This is a genomic window from Buttiauxella massiliensis (genome assembly GCF_902500225.1).
Taxonomy (GTDB): domain Bacteria; phylum Pseudomonadota; class Gammaproteobacteria; order Enterobacterales; family Enterobacteriaceae; genus Buttiauxella; species Buttiauxella massiliensis.
In genome coordinates, this window is record NZ_LR722662.1 from 20,268 (window position 1) to 32,792 (window position 12,525).

At 50.9% G+C, this 12,525-nt stretch carries 11 protein-coding genes; 2 read left to right on the top strand and 9 right to left on the bottom strand.

Annotated features, from left to right (window positions below):
• Nucleotides 1–290 precede the first annotated feature (290 nt).
• The 5 genes from secF to queA all read right to left on the bottom strand — a co-directional run bounded on the left by secF (nt 291) and on the right by queA (nt 5,780).
• Nucleotides 291–1,262, bottom strand: coding sequence for a protein translocase subunit SecF (gene secF / locus GC128_RS18630; RefSeq protein WP_120066277.1), 972 nt, complete (start codon nt 1,260–1,262; stop codon nt 291–293).
• A 10-nt stretch (nt 1,263–1,272) separates the two neighbouring features.
• The gene (gene secD, locus GC128_RS18635) at nt 1,273–3,120 is read right to left on the bottom strand and encodes a protein translocase subunit SecD (RefSeq protein ID WP_151995543.1); all 1,848 of its coding nucleotides are present in this window, start codon (nt 3,118–3,120) and stop codon (nt 1,273–1,275) included.
• A gap of 27 nt (nt 3,121–3,147) precedes the next feature.
• Nucleotides 3,148–3,480 carry a preprotein translocase subunit YajC gene (gene yajC, locus GC128_RS18640; protein ID WP_034457929.1) on the bottom strand — a complete coding sequence of 111 codons (333 nt, stop codon included), beginning with the start codon at nt 3,478–3,480 and terminating at the stop codon, nt 3,148–3,150.
• Between the two features lie 21 nt (nt 3,481–3,501).
• Nucleotides 3,502–4,629 (bottom strand): tRNA guanosine(34) transglycosylase Tgt, encoded by a 1,128-nt coding sequence (gene tgt, locus GC128_RS18645; RefSeq protein WP_151995544.1) that lies wholly within the window; start codon nt 4,627–4,629, stop codon nt 3,502–3,504.
• 80 nt (nt 4,630–4,709) lie between these two features.
• Nucleotides 4,710–5,780: a tRNA preQ1(34) S-adenosylmethionine ribosyltransferase-isomerase QueA gene (queA, locus tag GC128_RS18650; protein WP_151995545.1), complete on the bottom strand. Its 1,071-nt coding sequence runs from the start codon at nt 5,778–5,780 to the stop codon at nt 4,710–4,712.
• 103 nt (nt 5,781–5,883) lie between these two features.
• Here queA and acpH point away from each other — a divergent pair, with 103 nt between their 5' ends.
• Together acpH and GC128_RS18660 are read left to right on the top strand one after the other, a co-directional pair.
• The gene (acpH, locus tag GC128_RS18655) at nt 5,884–6,465 is read left to right on the top strand and encodes an ACP phosphodiesterase (protein ID WP_151995546.1); all 582 of its coding nucleotides are present in this window, start codon (nt 5,884–5,886) and stop codon (nt 6,463–6,465) included.
• A 201-nt stretch (nt 6,466–6,666) separates the two neighbouring features.
• Nucleotides 6,667–7,269, top strand: a complete 603-nt coding sequence (locus GC128_RS18660; protein ID WP_120066281.1) for a peroxiredoxin C — start codon at nt 6,667–6,669, stop codon at nt 7,267–7,269.
• Between the two features lie 64 nt (nt 7,270–7,333).
• Here GC128_RS18660 and GC128_RS18665 read toward each other — a convergent pair whose 3' ends face one another.
• From GC128_RS18665 to malZ, 4 genes are all read right to left on the bottom strand, one after another.
• Nucleotides 7,334–9,202 (bottom strand): amidohydrolase, encoded by a 1,869-nt coding sequence (locus GC128_RS18665; RefSeq protein ID WP_151995547.1) that lies wholly within the window; start codon nt 9,200–9,202, stop codon nt 7,334–7,336.
• Nucleotides 9,203–9,225: 23 nt separating this feature from the next.
• Complete coding sequence (locus GC128_RS18670) at nt 9,226–9,768, bottom strand: antibiotic biosynthesis monooxygenase (RefSeq protein WP_151995548.1); 543 nt, start codon at nt 9,766–9,768, stop codon at nt 9,226–9,228.
• 3 nt (nt 9,769–9,771) lie between these two features.
• Nucleotides 9,772–10,413, bottom strand: a complete 642-nt coding sequence (locus GC128_RS18675) for a hydrolase (RefSeq protein WP_151995549.1) — start codon at nt 10,411–10,413, stop codon at nt 9,772–9,774.
• Nucleotides 10,414–10,590: 177 nt separating this feature from the next.
• Nucleotides 10,591–12,405 (bottom strand): maltodextrin glucosidase, encoded by a 1,815-nt coding sequence (malZ, locus tag GC128_RS18680; protein WP_151995550.1) that lies wholly within the window; start codon nt 12,403–12,405, stop codon nt 10,591–10,593.
• Nucleotides 12,406–12,525 lie beyond the last annotated feature (120 nt).

Sequence of the window (12,525 nt, forward strand, 5' to 3'; positions counted from 1 at the left end):
AGCTGTCTGAATCTTTAAAAAGCCGATCCGCTAATTGCCGGTCGGCTTTTTTGTTTCTGGAATAGAACCTTCAATTTGCTGCAACTCAATAAAATGGTTTAGAGAACGGTCGGAACGCTCTGAGAAGTACAATCCTGTAGTTTTGACCGACAAGCAGCGATCCAGATCCACTCGAAAACTCCGATAAACTAGTCCCTCCTGACAGCATACTGTCAGCAGACTTTTATACTGGCGAAAAAAAACCGCAGCACCATGGCCGCGGTTTTTGATATCAGCAAATACCCTGACTATTAAGGCAGAATCGACGGTTGATCCGCACCTTCTTTCTCTACTTTCTGCTGCAACATGTGCTCACGCTTCATGCCCAGTTTCAACGCCAGTGCAGACGCCACGTAGATAGAAGAAACAGTACCGATAGAAACACCAATAAGCATGGTCAGTGAGAAGCCTTTCAGCATCGCACCACCAAACAGATAGAGCATCAGAATCACGACTAAGGTAGTACCGGATGTAATCAACGTACGATGCAGTGTCTGCGTCAAAGAAACGTTGAAGATTTCGTAAGGTGTTCCGCGACGAATCTTACGGAAGTTTTCACGAATACGGTCAGATACTACGATACTGTCATTCAGTGAGTAACCGATAACCGACATCAAAGATGCAACGATTGTCAGGTCAATCTCAATGTGGAATAACGACAACACACCCAGCGTAATCACCACGTCGTGCATCAACGCGATAACCACACCCGCAGCCAGACGCCACTCAAAGCGGAAGCCTACATAAACCAGAATAGAGATCAGTGCCGCTAACAGCGCCAGAGCACCATTCTGCGCCAAATCCGCACCCACGCTTGGGCCGACGAATTCGATGCGTTTTACACCGGCATTCTGGTTAGTCGCTTCGTTAATCACCTGAACAACTTTGCTGCCCAGCACTTGCCCGCCGGTTTCCCCTTGAGCAGGTGGCATACGCACCATAATATCGCGGCTGCTACCAAAGTTCTGAACCAGCGGCTCAGCAAAGCCAGCCTTCTGTAGTGCTTCGCGCATCTGGTCTAAATCCGCTGGTTTTTCCAGCGAGATTTCGATAACCGTACCGCCAGTGAAATCCAGACCCCAGTTAAAACCTTTCACGCCGATAATCACGACAGAAAGGATTAGCAGGAAACCGGAGATACCGAAAGCCCAGAAATCCCAGCGCATAAAGTCATGGACTCTACGGCCGTAGTTCAATTGTTCAACAGTATATTCCTGTGCCACAACGCACTCCTCAGATAGACAGCTTGTTGACGCGTTTGCCGCCGTACAACAGGTTTACGATGGCACGGGTACCGACGATAGCAGTAAACATGGACGTCGCCACACCAATACCGGTCGTGATCGCAAAGCCTTTAATTGCCCCGGTGCCTACGGCATACAGGATGATGACCTTGATAAGCGTCGTAATGTTGGCATCGAAAATAGAGCTGAACGCGCCCTGGTAGCCCTCGTGGATAGCCTGTTGTACCGAACGTCCGTTACTAAGTTCTTCCTTAATACGTTCGTTTATCAGTACGTTGGCATCGACGGCGACGGCAAGGGTTAACACGATCCCCGCAATCCCTGGCATGGTGAGCGTTGCCCCTGGCAGCAGGGACATAATCCCAACAATCATTACCAGGTTAACCAACAGTGCAGAGGTCGCAATCAGGCCAAACTTCTTATAGAAGAACAGCATAAAGATGATTGAAACGGCCAGACCTGCCAGACACGCTTCCAGACCTTGCTTGATGTTTTCCATACCCAAAGTTGGGCCGATGGTACGTTCTTCAACAATCTGAATTGGCGCAATCAGAGCACCCGCACGCAACAGCAGAGAAAGCTGGCGAGCTTCATTTGGATTGCTAATACCGGTGATACGGAAGCTGTTACCCAGACGCGACTGAATGTTCGCCACGTTAATAACTTCTTCTTGTTTCGCCAGAATTGCACGACCTGTGGAATCTTTCTTACCGCTGTCTTTGTACTCCACAAACAGGGTTGCCATCGGTTTACCGATGTTGTCCTTGGTGAAGTTAGACATGATGTTACCGCCAGCGCTATCAAGTGAAATATTCACCTGTGCCTGGTTGTATTCATCGGTGCTGGAAGTGGAGTCGGTGATATGGTCACCGGTCAGAATCACACGTTTGTACAGGACAACCGGTTGACCTTCACGGGTCTGTTTCACTTCGGAATCACCCGGTACACGGCCAGAAGCCGCAGCGGAAGCATCCACATTAGTGTTGACCAGACGGAATTCAAGCGTTGCAGTCGCGCCAAGAATCTCTTTCGCACGCGCAGTATCCTGAATACCTGGCAGTTCAACGACAATACGATCCGCACCCTGACGCTGTACCAATGGTTCAGCAACACCCAGTTGGTTTACACGGTTACGCAGGATATTGATGTTCTGTTGAACGGCATACTCACGCGCTTCACTCAGGCGAGCATCTGTCATTACAGCGCGCATTGCGTTGCTGCCTTGAGCAGAAATCACCAGATCACGATGGCGTGGAGTTAAATAGGAGATAGCTTGATCACGCGTTTGGCTGTCACGGAAAACAACATTGACGCCATAGTTATCGGCTTTACGCACGTTGGTGTACGCAATGCTCTTATCGCGAAGATCGCTACGCAGGTTATCGATGGTTTGTTCCTGCAACTTGCTCAGCGCGGTATCCATGTCCACTTCCATCAGGAAGTGCACGCCACCACGTAGATCAAGACCGAGTTTCATCGGTTCTGCGGAAATAGCTGATAACCAGCGAGGAGTGGCCGCAGCTAAGTTAAGTGCCACAACGTACTTATCGCCAAGGACGCTCATCAGAGCCTCACGAGCACGAAGCTGTGTATCAGTGGTGTCAAAGCGTGCAAGAATTGCACCCTCTTCCAGGGCCACAGACTTAGCGGGGATTTTTTCTGCGTTTAAGGTGTTCTGGACCTGGATCAGCGTTTGCTCACTGGCGGCGACGCCGCGCGCGCCAGTGATCTGAACTGCCGGATCCTCACCATATAGGTTGGGAAGTGCGTATAGCAGACCGACGATAAACACGACGATCAGCATGATGTACTTCCACAAAGGATAGCGGTTTAGCACGGTAGTTCCCTTAGGGAAAAACGAATATTACAGCGCCTTCATAGTGCCTTTCGGCAGAACGGCAGCTACGAAATCACGCTTGATAACCACTTCAGTGGTGTCGTTTAACGCGATAGAGATATAGCCAGTTTCAGCTACTTTCACTACGCGACCAACCAGACCACCAGTAGTCAGCACTTCATCCCCTTTAGAGATGGAGTCCATCAGCTTTTTATGCTCTTTGGTACGTTTTTGCTGTGGGCGCAAGATCATGAAATAGAAGATCAGACCAAATACCACCAGCATAAGAATCAAAGAGTACGGGCTACCCTGCGCCGGAGCACCTGTTGCAGCAACCGCATCAGAAATGATAAAGCTCATTAAAAATCCCTCATTATTAAATTAATCAACGTTCAAAGGTGGAACTGGTTTACCGATTCGCTCGTAAAAATCACTTACGAACTGCTCTAATTTACCCTCTTCAATGGCCTTGCGTAAACCTGCCATTAAACGCTGGTAATAGCGCAAGTTATGAATCGTGTTGAGGCGTGCACCGAGTATTTCGTTGCAACGGTCAAGATGATACAAGTAGGCACGTGAATAATTGCGACACGTATAGCAATCACACTCAGCATCCAGCGTCGAAGTGTCATCTTTATGCTTCGCATTACGGATTTTCACCACGCCATCAGTGACGAAGAGATGACCATTACGTGCGTTACGGGTTGGCATCACGCAGTCGAACATATCAATACCGCGACGAACACCTTCAACCAAGTCTTCCGGTTTCCCTACGCCCATCAGGTAACGTGGCTTATCAGCAGGAATTTGCGGACAAACATGTTCCAGAATACGGTGCATGTCTTCCTTCGGTTCACCTACAGCCAGGCCGCCGACAGCGTAGCCATCAAAGCCAATCTCTACCAGACCTTTTACCGAGATATCTCGTAAATCTTCGTAAACACTGCCCTGAATAATGCCGAACAGCGCATTTTTATTCTCAAGAGAATCAAAGCGATCGCGACTACGCTGTGCCCAACGCAAAGACATCTCCATTGAACGCTTAGCGTAATCCCAGTCAGCTGGATACGGGGTACATTCATCGAAGATCATTACGATATCGGAGCCGAGATCGTATTGAATTTCCATCGATTTTTCTGGATCGAGGAAAATTGCATCGCCGTTGATTGGGTTGCGGAAGTGCACACCAGCTTCGGTAATCTTCCGGATGTCACCAAGGCTAAAGACCTGAAAACCGCCGGAGTCAGTCAGAATTGGGCCTTTCCACTGCATAAAGTCATGTAAGTCGCCGTGCAACTTCATGATTTCCTGGCCTGGACGCAACCACAGGTGGAAGGTGTTACCCAGAATAATTTGCGCGCCAGTGGCTTCAACTTCTTCCGGCGTCATCCCTTTCACGGTGCCGTAAGTACCAACAGGCATGAACGCAGGCGTTTCTACAACGCCACGGTCGAACACCAGGCGGCCACGACGAGCGCGTCCGTCGGTAGTATTTAATTCAAATTTCACATTTCCTCCAGCATCAGAGAAACAGTCTGATGGTTAAGACAAAACGCCGTCGGAGTAACCGGCGGCGTAGAATTTAGTGATTACGCGCCTGGGCGCTCATCAATAGCCTGCGGATTGTACGTGATGAACATGGCATCCCCGTAACTAAAAAAGCGATATTCGGAACTTACGGCTTCTTTATAGGCGTTCATGGTGTTTTTATAACCAGCAAACGCAGAAACCAGCATGATCAGAGTCGATTCCGGCAGGTGGAAATTGGTCACCAGCGCATCAATCACTTTGTATTGATAACCTGGGTAGATGAAAATTTGTGTATCGCCAAAGAAAGGTTCGATCAGGTCATTTTTTGCGGCCTGTGCCGCGCTTTCTAACGAACGAACTGATGTCGTGCCAACCGCGATAACGCGATTACCACGTGCTTTACAGGCTAATACGGCATCAACAACATCTTGTGGCACTTCCGCATATTCGGAATGCATGATGTGGTCTTCGATGCTATCAACGCGCACTGGCTGGAATGTCCCGGCCCCTACGTGCAGCGTGACAAACGCTTGTTCAATACCCTTGCTGCGCAGTGCTTCCAGTAACGGCTCATCAAAGTGCAGACCCGCAGTCGGAGCCGCAACCGCACCTGGTTTCTGGCTATATACCGTCTGGTACAGCTCGCGGTCAGACTCTTCATCCGGACGGTCAATATACGGTGGCAACGGCATATGGCCGATACTGTTTAAAATATCGAGCACGCTGCGCTCGTCCTCAAACTGCACTTCGAACAGCGCATCGTGGCGCGCAACCATCGTGGCATGTACGCTTTCATCATCGCCCAACAACAACTCAGCGCCCGGTTTCGGTGCTTTAGAGGCACGGATATGCGCCAGAATGCGTTTGTCATCAAGCATGCGCTCGACCAGCACTTCAATCTTACCGCCGCTCGCTTTACGGCCAAAAAGGCGCGCCGGGATTACGCGGGTATTGTTAAAGACCAGCAAATCTCCAGGGTTGAGCTTACCGAGCAAATCGGTGAAAGTGCCATGCGTTAAATTACCCGTCGGCCCTTCCAGCGACAGCAAACGACACCCACTACGCTGTGCTTGTGGATAATGAGCAATCAAGGATTCAGGTAATTCAAAGGAAAAATCGGCAACGCGCATGGTTTAGAACTCAAGACTTAAAAAGTGGCGCTACAGTCTAGTGCCAGGGGACTTTCCCTGCAAGGAATAAGCCGCCCTTACGCTATTTACGAATAAGGTTACTATGAATTTTCTCGCCCATTTACATCTCGCAAGCCTTGCTGACAGCTCACTTCTGGGTAATTTGCTGGCTGATTTCGTACGTGGCAACCCGGATGAAAGTTTTCCAGGCGATGTGGTGGCAGGCATCCGAATGCACCGTCGTGTGGATGTTCTGACCGACGGTTTACCGGAAGTGGCGATTGCACGTCAATGGTTCCGCCCTGAAACGCGCCGTGTCGCACCGATTACGCTGGATGTTATGTGGGATCATTTCGTTTCACGCCATTGGCAAACGCTAAGCCCGAATATCCCACTACCAGAGTTTATCTCCAGCGCCCGCGCCAATATTGAACCGTTCTTATCGGACACCCCACCACGCTTTATCAATCTGAATCAATATCTGTGGGAAGAGCGCTGGATGGAGCGTTATAGTGATATGGCATTTATTGCTAATGTTCTCAATGGCATGGCTAGCCGTAGACCAAAACTAGATGCTTTGCGAGCTTCCTGGCAAGATCTTGATGCTCACTATGATGAACTTGAAGAGCTGTTCTGGCAGTTTTACCCGCGCATGATGGCGATGGCCGAGCAAAAGAATTTGTAGCCTGTCGCAGCCTCACGATTAAATTCTTGCCCTTTTACAAAAAAGGGCTATTTTGGATCGCCGCTGTGCCAATATTCATTTTTTGATAGGTAAATCCTATCTGATTAATCGGCGCAGTGTGCTTGAGTTAGAGGGATTGCCACCCCTATACTCCCCCCCGTTGCGTTAACACTCACTTTAACAAAATTAACAGGAGTACATATGGTCCTGGTTACTCGTCCAGCCCCTGACTTTACAGCTGCAGCCGTTCTTGGTAGCGGTGAAATCGTTGAAAACTTCAACTTCAAAGCACACACCAATGGTAAAACCACCGTTGTGTTCTTCTGGCCAATGGACTTCACTTTCGTTTGCCCGTCTGAGCTGATTGCTTTTGACAAGCGTTACGAAGAATTCCAGAAACGTGGCGTAGAAGTCGTTGGTGTATCTTTTGACTCCGAGTTCGTTCACAACGCATGGCGTAAAACCCCTGTTGAAAACGGCGGCATCGGTGAAGTGAAATACGCGATGGTTGCTGACATTAAGCGTGAAATTCAGAAAGCTTATGGCATCGAACATCCAGACGCAGGCGTTGCGCTGCGTGGTTCTTTCCTGATCGATAAAGCCGGTATCGTGCGTCACCAGGTTGTTAACGACCTGCCGCTGGGCCGTAACGTTGATGAAATGCTGCGTATGGTTGATGCGCTGCAATTCCACGAAGAGCACGGCGAAGTGTGCCCAGCTCAGTGGGAAAAAGGGAAAGAAGGCATGAACGCGTCTCCAGACGGCGTTGCTAAATACCTGAGCGAAAACGTTTCTAGCCTGTAATAGCTAAACGTTTTTGACAACAAAGGCCGCGCAAGCGGCCTTTTTTATTGCCTTTAAATTGCGCCTAAAACGCAAAACACGAACATCCCATCACGCCCCAGAAAGCACCTTCATCAGAAACCTGAATTGTCGATTTACGCGCTGCGTCATGTTGATGACCATGCACATTACAACTGCCACAACACTGATGAACCTGCGCCGTCATACCCACTTTTGCCGCAGCGGGCGGGTCAGCGCGATAATGCCCCGGAACGTTAACCACCGGCGACCATTCTGGCAGCACAGGAATCGACGGCGGTGCCAGTGGCGTAAACATGCCAGCGGCGTAAACCACTTTGCCATCCACCAGCGTCAGCACCGATTCGATGCCTTTGATTTCTTCTTCCGTCACCTTGAAATAATCTTTTGAAAGGACGACTAAATCGGCAAGCTGCCCGGCTTTAATGCGCCCTTTCTTGCCTTGTTCGCTGGAAAACCATGCACTGCCCGCCGTCCATAGCTCAAGCGCCACGTCACGCGACAGGCGATTGTTATCGTCGTACATTTGCATTCCGCCGACGGTGCGCCCCGAAACCAGCCAGTACAGCGCCGTCCACGGGTTATAGCTGGCGACGCGTGTGGCATCCGTCCCCAGGCCGACAGGTAATTCTGCCGCCAGCATTTTGGCAATCGGCGGAGTTTGTTTTACAGCTTCCGTTCCGTATCGCGCGGCATAATATTCCCCCTGAAACGCCATGCGATGCTGTACGGCAATCCCACCACCCAGCGCCTTTACGCGCTCAATGTTCTTCTCGCTGATTGTTTCCGCGTGGTCAAACAGCCAGTGCAAACCGTTAAAAGGAATATCGTGATCCACCTTCTCAAACACATCCAACATGCGGCTGATGGACTCGTTGTAGGTCGCGTGTAGACGGAACGGCCAGCGATGCTCAACCAGATGGCGCACCACACGTTCCAGTTCTTGCTCCATGCCGTCGGGCAAATCTGGGCGCGGCTGCAAGAAATCCTCAAAATCAGCGGCGGAAAACACCAGCATTTCACCCGCGCCGTTCGCACGATAGAAATCCGTTCCCTGCCCCGGTTTGAGCATATCCGTCCATTTTTCAAAATCTTCCAGCTCATGCTGTGGGCGCTGGGTAAACAGGTTGTAGGCAATGCGCACCGTCATCTGTTTTTGCGCGTGAAGCTGGTCGATAATCTGGTAATCCTCCGGGTAATTCTGGAACCCGCCCCCGGCATCAATCGCGCTGGTGATGCCCAGCCGGTTGAGTTCGCGCATAAACTGGCGCGTGGAATTGACCTGCATTTCCAGCGGAAGTTTTGGCCCTTTCGCCAGCGTCGAGTACAAAATCATCGCATTCGGTTTGGCTATCAACATTCCGGTTGGGTTGCCATTGCGGTCGCGCATGATTTCACCGCCCGGCGGATTTTGCGTCTCTTTGGTGTAACCCACCGCTCTAAGTGCCGCCTGGTTTAGCAGTGCACGGTCGTAAAGATGCAGCACAAAAACGGGCGTATCTGGAGCCGCCTCGTTGAGTTCTTCAAGCGTTGGCATACGGCGCTCAGCAAACTGAAACTCAGTCCACCCTCCAACCACACGTACCCACTGCGGCGAAGGGGTACGCAAAGCCTGCTCTTTTAGCATCCGCAGTGCATCCGCAAGAGATGGCACACCTTCCCAACGCAGTTCCAGGTTGTAATTGAGCCCACCACGAATAAGGTGCAAATGTGAGTCATTAAGGCCGGGTATTACCGTATGGCCTTGAAGATCAACTCGCTGTGTTTCCCCACTCGCAAAGCTCATCACCCACGACTCATTTCCTACTGCGATAATTTTGCCGTCTTTGATAGCCACCGCTTCAGCCAGCGGCGCTTCGCTATCGAGCGTGTGAAACTGCCCGTTGGTGAGAATTAGTGAAGCAGATTGCGACATAACCTGTTCTCCTCGGTGAAACGTTATTTTTTCAGCCAGCCCGCAAACAGACGCGTCATAATGGGCATCCACAGCCATACCACCAGCGCGACGACCAGCGCATCGTTGATAAAGTGCAGTAACAGCGAGCCGTGCATAGAGGGAAAAATCAGCGCAGTGATTCGCGGAACGATATTGGTGCTGGGGAAAATCACGGCCAGCGTTATCAGAAATTGCTTCCACTGTGCCGGACGGTTGATCGTTGGTGTTTCCGGGGTGAACCAAAATGCATTTTCGGTGCGCACTTCCAGATGATCGTCCTGGCTGAGGATCGGTTTGATCTCATCAACCAACGCTTCACGCTCAGCCGATTTCGTCCAGGTGGTGAGATTTTCTAGCGTGTCGAAGCGGATAACGATGTTGTACACATCATTTCCAGCCGTGGGGCGAATAACATGCACGCCGCGATGACCTGGATAACGAGCGGCTGCAGGCATGATTTTCTCAAGCCACTGCTCATAACGCGCGGCCTGCCCCGCTTTAAGGGCGTGAGTAATCACCAGCGTAACCGTGTTGTTGTCCGCCATAGATCAGGCTTTCCGTTCCGGCGCACCATGAACCATGGTGTAGGCGTAATCGACCCCAATGCCATACGCGCCGCTGTGCTCGCGTACCAGATCCATCACCGCATCGTAAGTGTCGCGTCGCGCCCAATCGCGTTGGTATTCCAGCAATACTTGCTGCCAGGTCACTGGCACCGCACCCGCCTGCACCATACGATCGATTGAGCGCTCGTGCGCATCCACCGACGTGCCGCCTGAGGTATCAGTCACTACGTAAACCTCGAAGCCCTCTTTTAGTGCCATTAGCGCCGGGAATGTCAGGCATACTTCGGTCCACAGCGCAGAGATAATCAGCTTCTTGCGCCCGGTCGCTTTCACCGCTGCAACAAAAGCAGCATCTTCCCAGGAGTTCATTGAGGTGCGTTCGATTGGGGTTATTTCAGGATGAACAGCCAGCAGTTCGGGCCAGATGTAACCGCTGAAGCTTTTAGTTTCGACCGAGGTATAAATGGTAGGAACGTTAAAGATCTTGCCCGCTTTTGCCAGTGCTACCGTGTTGTTTTTCAAAACTTGGCGGTCAATATTGGCGACGCCAAAAGACATTTGTGGCTGATGGTCGATAAAAATCAGAGTGGAGTTGTTCGGGTCGATCAGTTCACGTATAGACATAAAGTTTTCCTTAAATTTCATCTGATTGATTAGGGAGATAGTCCAAGCGGCTGCCTCCCAAACGGTATGAGATCTGGAAATGTCTAACTTAAGGGGATCTTATTGAAGGGAACGAAAACTAAGAATAGCACCGGTTTTCCCCTTCGCTCGGCAAAAGGGAAACCGGTTTCAGGGTACCTAATTACGCCACACTGAAACTGAAACCGCAGGCAGCAACAGTTCGCAGTTTTCAAACGTCGCTTCACCTTCCAGCTGCGTCCAGACTTTGTCGTTTAACAGCGGTTCCCACGGCAGCGTGAGCGCCGTTTGTTCACCACGGTTGAGCGCCACCAGTACGCGCTCGCCCTGGTAAACACGCACAAAGACCACCACGTCGCCTTCGGCGTAAATCACCTGACAGCCGCCGTGGCGCAAAGCACGGCTTTTGTGGCGCAATTTGCCAAGGCGCTGGTAAAGCGCCAGCAAATCCTGATCCTGCCGATCGGGGTCCCATGGGAATGGCTTGCGGCAGAACGGGTCGTTATTACCATCCAGACCGACTTCATCGCCGTAGTAAACACAAGGCACACCAGGCCAGCAATACAGCCACACTACAGCCAGCGGCAATCGCGCAACATCCTTACCGAGGATCGACTTGAAACGTGCAGTGTCATGACTATCAAGCTGGTTAAACATGCGCAATTGCTGCTGCTGAGAAAGCCCCGCACGATATTCATCCATCCAGGCCATACATGTTTGTGCGTCGATATGCTGCGGATCGTAAGAAATATCGGTGTTAGCGAGGAATCCCCAAATTGGGAAAGTAAATCCGCGATAGTTCATCGCCGCATCTTCGGCATCAGTCTGCAACCACTGGCGCGCATCGCCAAAATGCTCACCCAAAATATAGGCTTCGGGATTGGTTTCTTTCGCCGCTTTGGTGATACCGCTGACGTGCAGCAAATTGTTTTTTGCCCCGCCCGCTTCACCAAGCATATGCACCACATCAAGCCGCCAGCCGTCGATACCCCACGGTTCACGCAGCCAGTGGCGCACAACGCTGTCTTCGCCCTGGTAAATTTCATCAACTAGCGTGGCAGATTGATAATCGAGCTTTGGCAAACTGGAGTACCCAAGCCAGTCGAGCGCATGCCCCTCCTGGTTATAGCTGTAAAAATCACGCCATGGAGATTGTGGATTGTGGCTCGCCCCCTCTCCATGAGTTTGCTGCCTGTCAAACCACTGATGCGTATCACCACTGTGGTTAAATACCCCATCGAGCATCAGGCGCATACCGTATTTCTGAGTATTTTTACGCAAACGTAAAAAAGCGTGATCGCCGCCGAACTGCACATCTACGTGGCGATAATCCTGAGTATCGTATTTATGTACGCTCGGCGCGGTAAAGATCGGATTGAGATACAGCGCGGTGACACCCAGCTTTTTCAGGTACGGCAGGTTTTCGCTAATCCCATCCAGATCGCCGCCATAAAATGTCGATCCGCCGGCATCTCCACTGAGCGGTTCGTCCCAATTGCGCAAAACAATGTCGCGTTTTGCCGCATGGTGATAATAAACCTGATCCTGCTCGGGCGAGCGTTGCTCACTACGCGCAAAACGATCGGGGAAAATTTGATAGAAGATCTGATCTTGTACCCATTGCGGGCCGTCATCCGGAAGATCAACCGCAAACTGCTCAAGCCTTGCAGGTGGAATTGATCTCAAACCTTGCGGTGTTAGCCAGCGCTGTTTATCCAACCACAGCAGCTTGAAGCTGTAGCGTCGGCGCGGCTGCCCTTCGGTTAGATCAATCACGCCGCGCCATGCCACCACTCCCTCTTCGGGAGCCACTTTTTGGCGCGTCATCTGTATTGAGGTTTCTTCATTATCCTTTTCGTAACGCAGAACTACACGCTGCGGTAAATCATCGCCAGAAACCCACAGCGTGATATACAACTTGTCTTTACGTGTTTGTATGAAAGGGGGCACCGGAAGGTGCCATGCATTCAACATAATCGTATCCCCAGAAAATTTATTGCCGCCACCTTGCCACAGCGTAGTTGGCTATCACTCATCGTTGCTATTTTTATTGGGGGATGAAAGCGGGGGATGAGAAATTGAGCCGTTTGCTTA